The organism is Massilia glaciei (genome assembly GCF_003011895.2).
Taxonomy (GTDB): domain Bacteria; phylum Pseudomonadota; class Gammaproteobacteria; order Burkholderiales; family Burkholderiaceae_D; genus Telluria_A; species Telluria_A glaciei.
The window spans coordinates 43,005-58,814 of record NZ_PXWF02000191.1; the positions used below are offsets into that span (position 1 = coordinate 43,005).

At 64.5% G+C, this 15,810-nt stretch carries 17 protein-coding genes and 1 pseudogene; 6 read left to right on the forward strand and 12 right to left on the reverse strand.

The genetic code is table 11. From position 1 onward, the window contains the following. Positions 1-149: 149 nt before the first annotated feature. The 4 genes from C7C56_RS11685 to C7C56_RS11700 form a co-directional block, all read right to left on the reverse strand. Positions 150-509 carry a hypothetical protein gene (locus C7C56_RS11685; RefSeq protein ID WP_106757574.1) on the reverse strand — a complete coding sequence of 120 codons (360 nt, stop codon included), beginning with the start codon at positions 507-509 and terminating at the stop codon, positions 150-152. Positions 510-653: 144 nt separating this feature from the next. Beyond that, positions 654-1,622: a HEAT repeat domain-containing protein gene (locus C7C56_RS11690; protein ID WP_146204439.1), complete on the reverse strand. Its 969-nt coding sequence runs from the start codon at positions 1,620-1,622 to the stop codon at positions 654-656. A gap of 51 nt (positions 1,623-1,673) precedes the next feature. After that, complete coding sequence (locus C7C56_RS11695) at positions 1,674-2,381, reverse strand: alpha/beta fold hydrolase (RefSeq protein ID WP_106757576.1); 708 nt, start codon at positions 2,379-2,381, stop codon at positions 1,674-1,676. Between the two features lie 187 nt (positions 2,382-2,568). Further along, entirely contained in the window at positions 2,569-3,327 is a 759-nt protein-coding gene (locus C7C56_RS11700; RefSeq protein ID WP_181373138.1) for a helix-turn-helix transcriptional regulator, read from the reverse strand. 257 nt (positions 3,328-3,584) lie between these two features. Between C7C56_RS11700 and C7C56_RS11705 the strand changes: the two genes are divergently transcribed. After that, positions 3,585-5,369, forward strand: coding sequence for a DUF885 domain-containing protein (locus C7C56_RS11705; protein WP_106757578.1), 1,785 nt, complete (start codon positions 3,585-3,587; stop codon positions 5,367-5,369). Positions 5,370-5,449: 80 nt separating this feature from the next. Here C7C56_RS11705 and C7C56_RS11710 read toward each other — a convergent pair whose 3' ends face one another. The 4 genes and pseudogenes from C7C56_RS11710 to C7C56_RS11730 form a co-directional block, all read right to left on the reverse strand. Then, the gene (locus tag C7C56_RS11710; protein WP_106757579.1) at positions 5,450-7,030 is read right to left on the reverse strand and encodes an AbgT family transporter; all 1,581 of its coding nucleotides are present in this window, start codon (positions 7,028-7,030) and stop codon (positions 5,450-5,452) included. Between the two features lie 256 nt (positions 7,031-7,286). After that, positions 7,287-7,658 carry a hypothetical protein gene (locus tag C7C56_RS11715; protein ID WP_229458721.1) on the reverse strand — a complete coding sequence of 124 codons (372 nt, stop codon included), beginning with the start codon at positions 7,656-7,658 and terminating at the stop codon, positions 7,287-7,289. Positions 7,659-7,887: 229 nt separating this feature from the next. Continuing rightward, positions 7,888-8,568 (reverse strand): annotated as a pseudogene (locus tag C7C56_RS29815) (DUF2062 domain-containing protein). A 16-nt stretch (positions 8,569-8,584) separates the two neighbouring features. After that, positions 8,585-8,950 carry an HPF/RaiA family ribosome-associated protein gene (locus C7C56_RS11730; protein WP_106757582.1) on the reverse strand — a complete coding sequence of 122 codons (366 nt, stop codon included), beginning with the start codon at positions 8,948-8,950 and terminating at the stop codon, positions 8,585-8,587. Positions 8,951-9,263: 313 nt separating this feature from the next. Between C7C56_RS11730 and C7C56_RS29820 the strand changes: the two genes are divergently transcribed. The 3 genes from C7C56_RS29820 to C7C56_RS11740 all read left to right on the forward strand — a co-directional run bounded on the left by C7C56_RS29820 (position 9,264) and on the right by C7C56_RS11740 (position 10,479). Beyond that, positions 9,264-9,428, forward strand: coding sequence for a hypothetical protein (locus C7C56_RS29820; protein ID WP_229458722.1), 165 nt, complete (start codon positions 9,264-9,266; stop codon positions 9,426-9,428). A gap of 9 nt (positions 9,429-9,437) precedes the next feature. Continuing rightward, entirely contained in the window at positions 9,438-9,788 is a 351-nt protein-coding gene (locus C7C56_RS29825; RefSeq protein ID WP_307719043.1) for a DUF2867 domain-containing protein, read from the forward strand. A 106-nt stretch (positions 9,789-9,894) separates the two neighbouring features. Then, positions 9,895-10,479, forward strand: a complete 585-nt coding sequence (locus tag C7C56_RS11740; RefSeq protein WP_229458724.1) for a peroxiredoxin — start codon at positions 9,895-9,897, stop codon at positions 10,477-10,479. A 47-nt stretch (positions 10,480-10,526) separates the two neighbouring features. Here the strand turns inward: C7C56_RS11740 and C7C56_RS11745 are convergent, their stop codons facing one another. After that, complete coding sequence (locus C7C56_RS11745; protein ID WP_181373139.1) at positions 10,527-11,726, reverse strand: aminotransferase class V-fold PLP-dependent enzyme; 1,200 nt, start codon at positions 11,724-11,726, stop codon at positions 10,527-10,529. 57 nt (positions 11,727-11,783) lie between these two features. Further along, a complete protein-coding gene (locus tag C7C56_RS11750; protein ID WP_106757584.1) occupies positions 11,784-13,049 on the reverse strand; it encodes an MFS transporter in 1,266 nt (421 codons plus the stop codon). A gap of 101 nt (positions 13,050-13,150) precedes the next feature. Between C7C56_RS11750 and C7C56_RS11755 the strand changes: the two genes are divergently transcribed. Next, the gene (locus tag C7C56_RS11755) at positions 13,151-14,047 is read left to right on the forward strand and encodes a LysR family transcriptional regulator (protein ID WP_106757585.1); all 897 of its coding nucleotides are present in this window, start codon (positions 13,151-13,153) and stop codon (positions 14,045-14,047) included. 22 nt (positions 14,048-14,069) lie between these two features. On the opposite strand, the gene C7C56_RS11760 is transcribed toward C7C56_RS11755, so the two are convergent. Together C7C56_RS11760 and trhA are read right to left on the reverse strand one after the other, a co-directional pair. Beyond that, positions 14,070-14,726 (reverse strand): AMIN-like domain-containing (lipo)protein, encoded by a 657-nt coding sequence (locus C7C56_RS11760; RefSeq protein ID WP_146204440.1) that lies wholly within the window; start codon positions 14,724-14,726, stop codon positions 14,070-14,072. Between the two features lie 31 nt (positions 14,727-14,757). Continuing rightward, a complete protein-coding gene (gene trhA / locus C7C56_RS11765) occupies positions 14,758-15,375 on the reverse strand; it encodes a PAQR family membrane homeostasis protein TrhA (RefSeq protein ID WP_106757587.1) in 618 nt (205 codons plus the stop codon). A 246-nt stretch (positions 15,376-15,621) separates the two neighbouring features. Here trhA and C7C56_RS29335 point away from each other — a divergent pair, with 246 nt between their 5' ends. Next, entirely contained in the window at positions 15,622-15,801 is a 180-nt protein-coding gene (locus C7C56_RS29335) for an SDR family NAD(P)-dependent oxidoreductase (RefSeq protein WP_219933145.1), read from the forward strand. The last annotated feature ends 9 nt before the right edge of the window (positions 15,802-15,810 follow it).

A 15,810-nucleotide genomic window follows, 5' to 3' on the forward strand; every position in this document is an offset into this window, starting at 1 on the left:
CGGACGGGCATTCACGCCTGCCGCCGCCGGCGCCGGTTGATTGCGGGCGAAACCATCTTGAACACAAAAACACATGCCAACCCGATCGGGAATGCGAGCGTCCAATAATTCCCCGGCCCGATCTTGGTGTCGACGTCGACGGGCGTGCATCAAACCAGAGCGGGCCGCGCCGGAACCACGCGCAGGGACACCGCGGTACCCATCGCCATCGCATCGCATGTCGTATCGCACGCAAAGCCCACGCCGGAATAATCCTTGCCCTGCCAGTTCCACTTGTACGTCACGCTGCGCATGCTGCATTGCTTGCCGACCGCGATGGCGTCGACCCAGACACCGTGGTCCTCAAAGAGCCGCTCGCGCTCGAACCATGCGTCCCGCGCCACGCCCGTTTGCCATACGAGGAAGCCGGCGAATGCCAGCACAGCGGCCGCGGCCCCGACCACAATCCAGACGATGGCGGCGCGGTCGCTGCGGCGCTTGCGTTCGAGCAGGTCGGGTTCGGCCGTCATCGGACGGCCCTTCCTGCATTCGCTTGGTGGTAAGTGTCCTTCATCGGGCGCCGTGTATTTCCCGGGGGGGGGGAAGTGCGGAATCTTAACGCATCTCCCCCGATACCGGGCCGGATTCCCGTTCGCCCCCCACCCCGGACGCGCTCACATTCCCAGCAACTGCGCGCGGGCCTGGGCAAAGCGCGCGTATTCCTCCTTGCTGAGCGAAAATCGTTCGAGCGCCTGCAGCGCGCTGCCGCGGACATCCCTGCTTTCCCGCAGGTCGGCGGCGAGCGCCATCAACGCCGCCTTGACAGGCTCGGAGCGCACGCCGTTTTGGGCGATGGCGAAGATGGCCGCCTGCCGCACGTCGGGCGCCCGGTCGGACAGGGCCTGCACCAGCCGCTCGCCGCCCTCGCCCCTCTTGTCCCATTGCCCGAGTTGGGCGATGCTCTGGCTGCGCACCGCGGGGTCGGCATGTTGCGACAGGGTCTTCAGTTGCGCCACGATCTGCTCCGATTCCTCAGGCGAGGCCAGGCCCGATGTGAGCGTGGCCAGCGCCTGCACCAGCACCTCGGGCGACTGCTCGGTCGCCAGCGTGCGCTTGACCAGGCCGCGCACCTCGGACGAATCTGGCGCGAGGCTTTGCAGCATCTCGAAGCCGTATTTTCGTTCGGCCATATTGCTGCTGCCCGCCAGCCGGGTCGAAAAGGCGATGACCTCGGGCGTCTGCACGGTCCCCAGCACCGACTTGAGCAACTCGCGCGCTTGCGGCGTTTGCGTGTTGTCGTAGCGCTGGAGCAAGCTGCGCACCGCCACCGGATTGCTCTGGGCCAGCCTGCGCAATCTGTCCTCGGCGTCGTAGCCTGGCGCCTGTGTGCCTGGCGGCGCGAGTGCCATTTCCCACAGCGCGTCGACGCTGGCGTCGTCGGCCAGCGCGGGGGCGGGCGCCGCCGGCGCCCGCAGCGCGACGGCAGCGCGGCCCGGCGCCGGGGCTTGGGCCGGCACCACGGCGGCGGGATGGGCGAATTCGGGTTCCGGCGTGGGCGCCCGGATGGTCCAGGCCAGGCCGAAGCCGAGCGCGAAGCCGACGCCGACACTGGCCAGCCATCTTGGCAACGTAGAATTATTCAACGGCTCCCCTTTCAACGGCTCCCTTCAACGACTCCCCTTTCTCCTGGCCTCTCAGTTCATGATGAGGCTAGATTGCCTGCTGGTGGTGTACCCCACGAGGCCGAAATGGCCGAGCGCGTAATCATAGCTGGTGTTCTGCTGGTCGATGTTGCTGGTGTGCCATCCATACACGTAGCAGCTGCCGATGCAGACAAGCTCGTCGATCCAGCTCTTGATCGAATACATCTTGGCGCCATAACGCTTCCCGCGCACCGATTTGATCAGGGGACTGTCGATCGACAGGCCGTTCGATCCGCAGGTGGCGCTTGGCACATTGAACGGATAGACGCCGCAGGAATTCAAACCGTGCTGCGCGCCCGCGATGCCGATGAAGGAATTGACATACCCCGCGACCCCGAGCTCGTTGATCGCCTTCATCGCGAGCGTGACGCCCATCGAATGGCCGATCACGTCGATCTTGCCGGTGCACGAGGCCGCCAACGCCGATTGCAGCGCGCTCTTGACCACATTGGTGTTGATGGCGCCATGGTCGTTGCTGCCGGCATTGGTCTTCGAACCCCAGTTCGGCAGATACAGTTGCGCCGCAAGATAGCCATTGCCCTTGAGCGCGGTGACCGTGGTATTCCAGTGGGATGGGGAACCGGTGTTGCCATGGACCAGAACGACATTGTCGAGGCAGGCCGCCTGCGCCCCGGCGGCGCAGCTTGCCAGGGTTGCGACGACGAGCAGGCGTTTTACTAAAAACGAATACAAAAACATGGTGTCTCCTCCGTGTTGTTGGCTTTCCACGGACGTTGGTGCTTGTTGTGGTGTCCGTGTGACTACCGACGGAGTGACTCGCTGTTGCCGGTCTGACGCCGGCTGGGACCCGCTCCATGGGATAAGCGGACTCTAGAGGTAAGCCTTGCCATGCGCCACTCCCTGTTCGGGGAGTCGCGCCCGCCGTTCACGCCCGGCAGGCGGCCAGCGCGCGCCCCTTGGCGACGGCCTGGGCACGGCTGCGCACCTCGAGCTTGAGGAATATCTGATCGATGTGATACTTCACATTCAGCTCGGACAAGCCCAGAATCTTCGCGATTTCCCAGTTGGTTTTACCCTCGTGCAGCCAGTGGAGGATCTCGCGCTGGCGCTCGCTCAGCGCCTTCCTGCTCTTGCACAACTTGCCTTGATACTCCTCGACCGTGGTCAGCACGCGCGCGAGGGCGAAATGCAGGTGCGGCGTCAGCAGCTTGAGGAGGAACGCGTGATCGGGGCCTATTTCGCCGGGGATGCGCGAGACGATGAAAAAGCTCGAGAACACGCCGCCGACATCGAGCACGCCATCGGCGATCGTGTTGCGCAGATCGTGTTTATTGAAAAGCCGGACCCAGTCGTCCGGAAAGGCGTGGTCGTCGCGCCCGCTTTGAAACAGCTGCGGCTCCTGTGTCTCGCGCCACCGTCTCATGAGCGGACTGTCGAGCCGTCCCTCCTCGTCGCGCAGGGGCTCGAAGTATTCGAGCGGATAGTTGAAGTTGAGGATCTTGCGGATGTGGTTGCCCTGCCGGCTGATCCCGCCTATCCCGCAGAGCATCATTTCGTGCGGGAGCACGGCGCGCAACGATCCTTCGACGACGCGGCCGAAGTCGGCCGCGTCCCGCACGTGCGTGCATTCGACCAGCACGGCCATGATGCGCTGGTCGAGTTCGACCTGGCGCGCCGCACTCATCGTGCGCCCCGGCGCGGCGCCACTTGCGCTGCGATGGAACAAAGGCGGTCGAAGGGCTGTTGGCGGCATTGGCAAGTCCTGTTGTGGGAAACCGGGCCAGCCAATGGTATATGCAAAAATTATTTTTCGGCAATCTAAAAATTGCGGCGACGCGCGCGCGCCACACCGGCCGCCACCAGACAAGGCGCCCAGATCGGCGCGCCCACGGCCAGGCTTGCCAACGCGGTACACTGCGACATCTAACAAGGAGCGTGACCATGCGACGAATCTTAGCAGCCCTGGCCTTCATGGCCGCCAGCCCGGTGTTTGCGGCGCAAGGGGACCATCCCGCCCTGCACCAGTTGTTTGCCGATGAATGGGAGCGCGGACTGCGCGACAACCCCGAGGAAGCGAGCTCCCAGGGCGACCGGCGCTACAACGACCGCTGGTCGGACATGAGCCTGGCGGCGATATCGGCGCGCAATGGCGCCAACAAGGCGGCCCTGGTCCGCCTGCAAAAAATCGACCGCGAAACGCTGTCCGAGATCGACAAGCTCAACTACGACACCTTCGCGTGGCAACTGAAGCAGGCGCTGGCGCGCCAGACCTACCGCGAGCATCTGATCCCCATCGGCATGTCCGGCGGCGTGCAGACACTCGACAACATGGTCGAACTGCTGCCCTTTGACAGCGAGAAGGATTTCCAGGACTGGCTGGCGCGCCTGGCCGCGCTGCCGGCCTTGATCGACCAGAACATGGTGTTGATGCAGGAGGGGATCAGGGAGGGCATCATGCCCCCCGCCGTGCTGATGCGGCGCGTTGGCAAGCAAATCGCCAGGCAAGCGGTGGCCGATCCGGCCGAGAGCCCGTTCTACAAGCCATTCATCAGCTTGCCGGATTCGTTCCCGGAGCAAAAAAAAGCGTCCCTGCGGCGCCAGGCCGCGCAGCTGATCGCCGGGAAAGTGGTGCCCGCCTACGCCAGGCTCGGCAAATTCTTCGACGGCGCCTACCTGCCCAAGGCGCGCGCCACAATCGGCGCCTCGGCCCTGCCACACGGCAAGGCGTATTACGATTTCCTGGCGGCGTACTTCACCACGACCGACCTGGGCGCCGAGGCGATCCACGCGATTGGCCTGGCCGAAGTGGCGCGCATCCGCGCCCGCATGGAGGAGGTCAAGCGCGAGGCCGGGTTCAAGGAAACGCTCGAGCAGTTCTTCACCTTCCTGCGCAGCGATCCGCAGTTTTTCCACAAGAGCGGGGCCGAATTGCTGCTGTCCTACCAGGCGATGAGCAAGCGCATCGATCCCGAACTGGTCAAGGTGTTCTCGGTGCTGCCGAGGTTGACCTATGGCGTGCGTGCGATCCCCGCCAACATCGCGCCCGACACAACCACCGCCTATTACCAGACGGGCGCGGCGGACGGCACGCGCGCCGGGTATTACTATGTCAATCTGTACAAGCCCGAGATGCGCCCGACCTGGGAAATGATGGCCCTGAGCCTGCATGAGGCGGTGCCCGGCCACCACTTCCAGTTCGCGCGCGCGCTGGAGTTGGAGCGCTTGCCGATGTTCCGCAAAACCGCCTATTTCGTCGCCTACAGCGAAGGCTGGGGCCTGTATGCGGAGCAACTCGGCTATGACATGGGCCTGTACAACAATCCGTATGACAAATTCGGCCAGCTCACATACGAGATGTGGCGCGCCGTGCGCCTGGTGGTCGACACCGGCATGCATGCCAAGGGCTGGAGCCGGCAGCGGGCGATCGACTACTTCAAGGCCAACGCCCCCAAGACGGAGCAGGACATCGTCAACGAGATCGACCGCTACATCGGCTGGCCGGGCCAGGCGCTCGCGTACAAGATCGGGCAACTCAAGATTTCCGAATTGCGCAAGCGGGCCGGCGAGGCGCTGGGCGCGCGCTTCGATCTGCGCGCCTTCAATGATGAAGTCGTCGGCACCGGCTCCATTCCCCTGGGGGCGCTGGAAACACATATGCAAGGCTGGATCGCGCGGCAGCGCGCAAGCGCGGCGCTGCCCGCATCCCCGCCGGCGGGCGCCAGGTAGTGGCCCGCCGCGGGACACCCAAATAAAAAACGACCCGAGGGTCGTTTTTTATCTTACGCGCCGCGCAAGGCCGGCCGGCGTCAGGGGACGGCGGGGTACGCGTAGGTCGAACCGATGCCGAGCGGAATGTCCAAGGCCCAGAAGCCGAGCAGGAAACAGGTCCACAGCACCAGCATGGCGATCGAGTAAGGCAGCATCAGCGCGATCAGGGTGCCGATGCCGGTCGACTTGACGTAGCGCCGGCAAAACACGACGATCAAGGGGAAGTAAGGCAGCAGGGGCGTGACGATGTTGGTCGAAGAATCGCCGACCCGGTACGCGGCCTGCGTCAGGTCGGGCGAGACCCCCAACTCCATCAGCATCGGCACCATCACCGCGCCGATCAAGGCCCACTTCGCCGAGGCGGAACCGACCAGCAGGTTGACCGAGCTCGTCAGGATGACGATGCCGATCAGCGTCACGCTCATCGGCAACGCCATTTCCTTGAGCAATCCCGCGCCCTTGATCGCGAACAGCGCGCCCAGGTTGGACTGGCCGAACGCGAAGATGAACTGGGCGCAGAAAAACGCCATCACGATGTAATAGCCCATGCCGCTCATCGCCTGGCTCATGCCCTTGATGATGTCGCGGTGGTTGTTGGCGGTGCCCGCCACGTAACCGTAGACGACGCCCGGGATCAGGAAGAACACGAAGATGATGGCGACGATCGACTGCATCAATGGCGCCGATGAGTGCGTCAATTGCGCGTTGGTCGGCGAGCGCCAGGCCGAAGTCTCCGGCAAGGCGGACCAGACCAGCAGCACCAGGCTGGCGACCATGGCGAAGGTGGCCCAGCGCAGGCCTTTGCGTTCATTCGGCGTCAACGCGTCCATCTTGGGCAGGTCGGCCGGGTCGGCGTCGACCGGCGTGTTTTTCAGGCGCGGCTCGATGAACTTGTCGGTCAGCACCCAGCCGATGATGATCACCAGGAACGTCGATGCCGTCGTGAAGAAGTAGTTGTTGAGCGGATTGATGACGATGCTGGCGGCGGCCGGGTCCGAAGACAGGCGCGCGGCGGCCTGGGTCAGGCCGGCGAGCAGCGGATCGAGGCTCGACGGCACAAAGAACGTGGCCGAGAACCCGCCCGAGACGCCCGCGAAGGCGGCCGCGATGCCGGCCAGCGGATGGCGCCCGGCCGCATAAAAGATGACCGCGCCCAGGGGAATGACCAACACATAGCCGGCATCGACCGCAACGTGGCTGAGCACGCCGACGCCAACGAGCACCGGCGTGAGCAGGATTTTTGGCGTGACGTTGAGGATCGAGCGCAGGCCCGCGTTGATGAAGCCGGTGTACTCGGCCACGCCGAGGCCGAGCATCGCCACCAGCACCACGCCGAGCGGCGGGAAGGTGACGAAGGTGTTGACCAGCTTGGAGATGAACTCCGTCAAGGCGACCGGCGCGAGCAGGTTCTTGATCTGGATCGCCTGGCCGGAGCGCGGATCGAGCTCGCTGAAGCTCACGTTCGACATCGCCCACGAGGCGACCCAGACCGCCGCGAGCAGGAGCGCGAACAGGACCGCCGGGTCGGGCAACTTGTTGCCGACGATTTCGATGCCGTTCAGGGCCCGGTTCAACAACCCGGCTTTCTTTTCGGTAGTTTCTTCTGGGATGTTTTTCATAATCGGTTCCGGGATGTGGCGGGGAGTGAATTTATTGGCGCTGCCAAACGCCATATATTAACGTCAAGCACCGCGATCGCAAACAGAAAATGTCGGGGGAAGAAGAGCGGGGAAAGGCGCGGCCGGCCGCCGCCGTGGTCCATGGACGCGATGACCGGCGCCTGGAAATGAAAACGCCACCTTCGATCAGGTGGCGTTTTTGGTTCAGGGCAAAGCGGCCAAGCGCCCTGCGCCCATCTGCGCCAACGCGCCGTGCTTACTCTTCGTCGGCAGACACTTCGCGCGTCTTGCGGTTGTACTTCAGCGTGATGGTATTGATTTCGCAAAGATTGAAGTCATCCCACTCGACTTCCGAATCGTCGTCGTCGAAGGTAACGTTCAGGCTCTGGGTGCAGGCAGCCTTGCTCGAGAACTTGATCAAGCGCTTCTTGTTGTTTTCCAGAATGCCATCGCCCAGGCGGTCCTCTCCCCAGGTTTTACTTTTTCCCGGCGCGATATAGATGTGGCGAATCGGGTAGCCCGTCTTGTTCACGATGGTGAAGTCGGCGTTGCCCGCAGCGGCGCCCTTCCCAACGAGCAGCCCGGCGCCCAGCAACGCGACGGCGAGGCTCAATATCTTCATTTTCATTTTCGCTCCGATTATTTTAGGCTGCACTTCCGCCCACCGGCGGTTGGCGCAGCAGAAGTGCATCCAGGAATTTTTTTATGTACCCGGAGAAACTATATCATTGCGATTATTCAAATGAATTTTTATTTTTGTGCAATTGGCGGCCTGTGAGGTGGAAGCGCAACAGGGAAGCTCATTCGTGGGCGGGCGTCGCGTTCGGCGGTGGCGGGGGCGCGGCCGGACGCCGGTTTCAGGCGCTCGCAGCCGCGCCGCGCCGGCTGCGCCGGGCCCAGCGCCGCTGCACGCGCCAGCGCCACAAGCCGGCGACGAGCATGTAGCCGGTCGCGGCCAGCGCGAACACGCCGAGTCCGAGCGCCATCGGCAAGCCGACGTCTTGCATCCATTCGACCAGGCGCGAGAGGCGGCCGATCACCTCGACCTGCCCCGCCACGCTCTGGTCCGCCGCGCCCGCGTCGCCCATCAGCAGGTTGCCGAACCTGTATGCGGCGTATTAGATGGGCCCCACGGTGAGCGGGTTGGTGACCAGCGTGCTAAGGGCCGCGACCGGCAAGTTCACCCTGAACACGATGGCCGCAACCGCGGCGAGCCCGATCTGTCCCAACGGCAGGATCAGCCCGCTGAACAGGCCTGCCGCCAGACCGCCGGCGACCGCGCGGCGGTTGAACTGCCACAGGAAGTGATGATGCAGATATCGGCCTAGCGGCTTTAGCAGCCTGCTTTGCCGGAGACTTTGCGGGCTGGGCAAAGTGAAGTAAGGGAAGCGCATTGGCGTTGGAAGCGGACGGCGGCTCGATTGCCTCATTTTACTGGGTTCCGCGGATGCCCGTCGCCACGACGTCCTGTGAAACGCGGCGGCGGCCGAGACGCGGCGCAGGTCGGGGATCGGCGCCAGCCGGGCCGCGGCGGGCATGGGCCGCCCCCAGTCGTCATTCTCCCTCGTCGTCCGGCCGAAGGTGGCGGATCGAGGCGCCGCGTTTCTCGGCGGTGTCGCTTTTGCCCAGGTTGGTTTTGATGGCACGGCTCAGTTGGCCGGCGGCGGTGCTGATGGCCTGTTCGATCGTCGCCGCGCGGCTCTCCACGGCTACCGGCTGCGCGCCTTTGATGCGTGCCTCGAGCAGGCAGCGCTTGTCGGCCTCGCCGCCCTTGGCGCCGTTGACATCGTTCAGGTGCACTTCGACCCGCGTGATCGCGCTGGCCACATGCTTGAGCTCGTGCTCCAGGTCGGCCTGCACGCGTTCGAGCAGTTCCGGCGAGCCCGTGATGCGGTTATCACTGTTGAGTTGGATCTGCATGGCATCCTCCTTGGTGTAAGTGAGGGTCTAGTTTAGCAAACGGAAACTCCCGGCGTAGCGCGGTAGGAGTGCCGTTTTCCGTGCCGGATGCGGCCGCGCCAACGTCGTGCCGGTGATCGGAATAAATTCATTTTCTCCGCCATTTGCTGCTAAAGTAGCCACTTGTAGCCACTTGTAGCCACTTGATAAATATTGAATAATTCCTCATCTTGAGGCCGCGGACGCTTGTGGCATGCGCCCCGCCGCAGGCCCAGGACGGGGTGGCCATTTTCATCGTGTTTAGTTAGCCAGAAGTGAGTTAGCCGAAGTGCCCATGTCCAAAGACTTTACGCTCGCAACTGCGGTCGCGCTTCCCGCGCAGTCCGGCGTCACCGATGTCTACAGATCGGTGCATCTCGCCGATGCGTTTGCAATCGGGCTCCCTTTGGGCGCCAGCGGCGACCCGGATTTGCTGGCCCGATTCATCTTCTCGCACTAACCCGCCTGGATCGGCAAACTGACCCGGGTCCGCGACGTGATCGTCGCCGGCTTCGGCCTCAAAACCGCCAAGCACCTGGCGACACTGGCCAAGGACGCGCAATCTGACCGGGTTGGCATCTTCAAGATCTACAGCACGAATGAGACCGAGATCGTGCTCGGCGAGGACGACAAACACCTCGATTTCAGGGTGTCGGTCCTGTGTTCTTACGGGCCGGCGCCGGAAAGCGGCCGCCAACTGACCGTCTCTACCGTTGTCCATTGCCACAACCTGCTGGGGCGCACCTACTTGTTCATCATTGCCCCCTTCCACCGCGTCGTCGTCAAAGCAAGTCTGCGGCACGCGGCACGTGTCGGCTGACCCCAGGCAGCAGCGCATTCCTCATAACCGATCGAAAATATGTCCGACGGCCCCGACCGCGAGAGTAAAGCGCTTCGCGGGCGTCAATACAACCGGGAGAAAATCCGTGTCGAATTCAAGCAAGCTACCGAATGACGTGCTGAGTAAATTGCCGGACGGCTTGCCGGCTCCAAGGGACGACGGCGCCTGCGACCATATGACGGGCCTGACGCTACCTAGTGTCGAGCTTCCTTCAACATCCGGCGCGATGGTAAACCTTGCAACGTATGGCGGATGGCTTGTTCTCTATTGCTATCCCATGACGGGCAAACCCGGCATACCTGTTCCTGATGGCTGGGCCGCTATTCCGGGTGCGGCAGGCTGCACGCCCCAATCCTGTTCTTTCCGCGACAGCTATGGGGACTTGCAGTCGCTCGGCGTTGAAGTATTCGGGATGAGCACGCAAACCACGGAAGATCAAGTCGAAGCATTTCAACGTCTACAACTGCCCTATGCGCTGCTTGCTGATAGCGCATTGTCATTTGCAAAAGCGTTGGGTTTGCCTACTTTTGATGCTAACGGAAAGACACTATTGAAGCGTGTCACGTGCATTGCCAAGGATGGAAAGATTGTGAAGCATTTCTATCCGGTCTTTCCAGCGGACAGAAACGCGGCTGAAGTGCATGCCTGGCTGAGCGCCCATGCAACATGAGCACGCGGCAAAAATCAAATGGCGCCGGCCGCCGAAACGCCTGAGCTCTATCGGACAACCGTTGCCGGGATCTGCGTGTCGGCCAGGGTGGTGATCGCTCCCACCAACAAATCGAGTTCAGCAATGCTGGTCGATAAATTGGGGGTGACGCGCACGCCCTCATGGCCGTCGACATTGCGAACGACGGTGAAGATTGCGTGCTCACACAGCAGTCGACGCACCACCTCGGAGGAGGGCATGCCGTTGATGGAAAAAGTCGCAATGGCACAGGAACGGTTGGGGTCGGCGGGCGTCAGGGAACGCACATTGCGAAGGCCGCGCACGCGCGTTAGCCAATATTGCTTCAGATAGCGCAGGCGGGCCTCCTTGTTTGCGCTGCCGATCGCGAGGTGGAATGCGATGGCGTCGGGTATGGCCAGAATGGGCCCGGGTGGCACGGTCCCAAAGTTGCCCAGTTTCGCCATGGTGGTGACAGCGTGCTTGACGTCCCCGTACAGCGGTGAAATGTCGGCGATCCGCGCATGTCTGATGTAAAGCATCCCGACGCCGAGCGGCGCGCCAAGCCATTTGTGCAAATTGACCCCGACGAAATCAGCGCCCAGTTCCGATACCTTGAAATCGAGATGGGCGTAGGAGTGGGCGGCATCGACGATGGTCTCGACGCCGAATTCGCGCGCCATGGCGGATATTTTTTGGACCGGCATGATCTGCCCCGTGCGTGGCACCACATGGGTCAACAGCAGCACGCGTGTGCGTGGCGCGATCGCGCGGCGGTAGACGTCCACGATCTCGTCGTCGCTTTGCGGGTCGAGTGGAATGACGACGCGGCGCAAGGTCAAGCCCTTGCGCTCCGAAACCATCTGCAAAATCTCGACCACTTCGTCATAGTCGTGCGAGGCGACGACCACTTCGTCGCCGGCGGCAAACGGGTAGCCCTGGATGACGATGTTGAGCGCCTCGATGACGTTTCGGGTGACCAGCAGTTCGCTTGGATCGCAGCCACTGAATTCGGCCAGACGCGCAATCGCGGCGGTCATGAGCGCTGGCTTGCGCACCCGCAGGAAATACGAATTCTCCAGGTGGATTTGACGCTCGAGGCGCTGCCATGCCTCAAAGACGGACGTGGCCTGGGTCCCGAAATAGCCGTTTTCCAGGTTGATCCTGTCCGGCGCCTTTTGGAACGCGTCCCGCAGCGACGACCAGTACGGTTCGTCGTCTGGACGACGGGTTTGGTGCATATCTACCATTCGTTTCTCCCTGTGAATTCGATTGCCGTGCATGCCGCGGCGTCCGCGGCGAGGCGCTCAGTGAAGGCGCGCACGCCCGTCGGCGGCCACGTGGCATCCCAAATGCGCAGACGCCGGCGGCGCCGGCAGCGGCGGCACACCGCGCAAGCCCAACGCCAGCCGCAGCGCGCCCCCAAGCAAGCCCGCCAGCGCCAGCACCACGGCCGGCCAGCCGCCGGACTGCCACATCACACCGCACAGCCAGCCAATCACGCTCGAGCCGATGTAATAGCAAAACAAATACAGCGCCGACGCCAGCGCCTTGGGCCCGCGCGCGCGCCGCCCCACCCAACTGCTGGCCACGCAGTGCGAGGCGAAAAACCCGAAGGTGAACAGCGCGATGCCCGGCACGATCAACCACAGCGACGCGGCCAGCGTCAGCAGCAGCCCCGCCGCCATCGTCGCCAGCATGATCCACAGCACCCCGCGCCGGCCCAGCCGGTCGGCCAGGCGCCCCGCCCACACCGAGCTGAACATGCCGATCAGGTATAGCAGCGACAAGGCGCCGACCGCGCTCTGGCTCCATCCGAACGGCGTTGCCAACAGGCGGTAGCCGATGACGTTGTACATGCCCACAAAACTTCCCGCCAGTATGAAGGCGATCACAAACAGCTGCAGCAAGCCGCGGTCGGAACAATGCTGGCGCAAGCCGGCGGCAAGGCGATCCCAGCCCGGCTCGGCGGGCGTGAAGTTGCGCGACGGCGGCAGGCTGCGCCAAAACACCCATGCGGCCACCATCCCGGCCGCGCCCAGCACGCCAAGCGCCACGCGCCACGACAGGTGGTCGGTCAACACCGACGTCAGCAGGCGTCCGCCCATGCCGCCGAAGGCGCTGCCGCCGATGTACAAACCCATCGACAAGCCCAGTGATTGAGCCTCGATCTCCTCGCCGAGGTAGGCCATGGCGATGGCCGGCATGCCGCCGAGCGCGATGCCCAGCGCCGCGCGCAGCGCCAACAACTGGCCAAAGCTGGTGGCAAAGGCGCACAGCACGGTCGTCGCGGCGGCGATGGCGATGGCCGCGACCATCAACGGCTTGCGGCCGAGCCGCTCCGACACCGCGCCGCTGAGCAACAGGGACAGCGCCAGCGCGGCGGTCGAGATCGACAAAGACCAGCTCGACTGGGCCGCAGTGAGCGCGAACTCCCCGGCCAGCAGCGGCATCAGCGGCTGCACGCAGTACAACAACGCGAACGTGGCGAAGCCGCCAAGCAGCATCGCACGGTTGATGCGCTTGAACGCGGCGCCGCCGGCGGCGCGGCGGGTGGAGCTGGCCGATGGCATGGAAGTTTCCTGGGATGAGTAGATGGCCCATCTTAGGTTTGCGCTTTAATACTGTCCAATATATATTATTATCGTTATTAATACTTAAAACAGATTATAAAATGGAATTGCGGCACCTGCGTTACTTCATCGCCGTCGCCGAGGAGCTGCATTTCACGCGCGCGGCCGCGCGTCTGCACATCGGCCAGCCGCCGCTGTCGCACGCGATCCAGATGCTCGAAGCGGATGTCGGCGCCCTGCTGTTCGAGCGCACCAAGCGCTCGGTCAGGCTGACCGGGGCGGGCAAACTCTTCCTCGCCGACGCGCGCCGCATCCTGGCCCTGTCCAAGCAGGCCGCCGAGACGGCGCGGCGCGCCCAGCGCGGCGAGGCGGGCGAACTGCGCATCGGCTTCACCTTTTCGACGCCGCTCACGCCGCTGTTCGCCGGCGTCATCAACCGCTACCGCGAACGCCATCCCGCCGTCGCGCTGACCCTGCACGAAATGGCGACCGTGCCCCAACTCGCGCGGCTCGAACGGCGCGAGCTCGACCTTGGCTTCATCCGCCCACCCGAGGTGACGCTGCCGGCGTCGCTCGGCACCACGCCGCTGCGCGAAGACCCGCTGCTGCTGGTGTTGCCGAGCGCCCATCCGCTGGCATCGCGCGCCGGGGTGGCGATCGGCGAGCTGGCCGGCGCGCCCTTCGTGATGTATCCGCAAAGCGCCGGCACCGGCGTCAACCCGCTGATTTTGCGATTGTGCCGGGCGGCCGGCTTCGCGCCGCACGTCGCGCAGGAGGCGGGCGAGGCGTCGACCATCATCGGCCTGGTGGCGGCCGGGTGCGGCGTGTCGATCCTGCCGGCCTCGTTCGAGCGCATCCAGATGGAGGGCGTGTGTTACCGCCCCCTGACGGACGCGGGCGCGAGCACCAGTTTGCTGCTGGCCTGGCGCAACGGCGAACACGCGCCGCTGGTCGACGCGTTCGTGGCGTTGGCGCGCGAGGCGGCCACGCCGGAATAATCCGGGATGCGATGAAGCCGGCTCAATGGGCGATATCGATCACCAGCCGCGACGGCTGCGCCAGGACCAGCGGCGTGTAAGGGTTCGGACTGGCAACGCCGATCACCCAGATGACCTCGCCTTCGAAGTCGCAGGTGCGCACCAGCTCGCGCGCGACCGGCAGCGCCAGCGCGCGCCGGCGCGGCCCGCTGGTCGATTCGCCCTGCTCCGTGTGGGCCTGCGCGCCGGTGAAGCGGATCTGCAGCCAGCCATCGCCCGCGACCGGCACCGGGTCGCCGCTGCCGCAATCGCGCACCGGCTTGTCGACATACTCGGCATGCCAGGCCGGCAAACCTGGCGTGTCGAACTCGAACACCAGCCGATCGGCGCCCGCCTGGCGCCCGCTGCGCACGGCGCGCACGATCGGCTGCCGCCCGGGAGCGGCGGTGGCGGTGGCGGTGGCACTGGCCGCGCCTATGGTGCGCGCCGCGCTTGGCGCGGCCGGCGGCGCCGTCAACGCAGCCTGCGGCGGCGCGGCGGCGCCCGCATCCGGCTGACCGGCCCGCGCGGCCGGCTGACCGGCCGGCGCGCCCGCCTGCGTGGCCGGCGCGGCGGGCACGGGCTCGACGCGTTTGCAAGCGGGAAAAACCGCCAGAACGGCCATCAGCACCACCGCATTTCCGACAACAATTATTCTCAAGGTACACTCCCCGCTTGTGGTGAACCCGTCCCTACAACACGTAGAACAGGACGGTGAAGTAGTGAACGGCACTGCCGCCGATCACGAACAGATGCCATATGCCATGCGCGTGCCGCAGCCGCGCATCGAGCACGTAAAACACGATGCCCAGCGTGTAGACGAGGCCACCGGCCGCCAACCAGGCGAAGCCGGCCGTGCCGAGCGCTGCGCGCAACGGAACCAGTGCGGCCAGGGCGGCCCACCCCATCACGATATAGATCGCCATCGACAGGCGGCGCGCGCCACCGCGCGGCCGCAATTCCTGCAGCACCCCGATGATGGCCAGCGACCACACCACGCCAAACAGCGGCCAGCCCCATGATGCGCGCAGCGAGACCAGGCAGAACGGCGTGTAGCTGCCGGCGATGAGCAGGTAGATGCCGTGGTGGTCGAGCTTGCGCAACACATCCTTGGCGCGCCCGCGCACGCTGTGATACAGCGCCGAGGCGCTGTACAGCAAGATCAGCGTGGCGCCGTAGATCGCGACGCTGGCCACTTTCCAGGGGTCGCCCCCGAGCGCGGCCAGCGTCACCAGCACCGCCGTGCCGGCGACGGCGAGCACCGCCCCGACGAGATGGGTCCAAGCGTTTAATCTTTCTCCGTGATACATCGCCCGCCCCGGTAGATTGCACAATGCGGCGCCCCGGCACTCCGCAGGCGCGAGCTCCTTGCATTGTAGTTGGTCAAGCCCATTTGAGTTGGTCAAGCCGATTGTTCCATGAATCGCGCTATGCGCCTCGCTCATGGCGGCCCACGGGCGGTTCGACGTGCTCGTCAACAACGCCGGCGTCACCGGATTCGAACAGGGCGCGGTGCCGCACGATCCCGAACACGCGCGCCTGGCGACTGGCACGCGGTGCACTGCACCAACCTCGACGGCGTTTTCCTCGGCTGCAAGCACGCGATCAAGTCGATGCGCGCGGCCGGCCGCGGCGCCTTCATCAACGTGGCATCGCGCTCGGGCGTGGTCGGCATACCGGCCGCGGCCGCCTATGCGTCCTCCAAGGCGGCCGTGTGCAACTTGACTCCGAACTGATGCCAAATC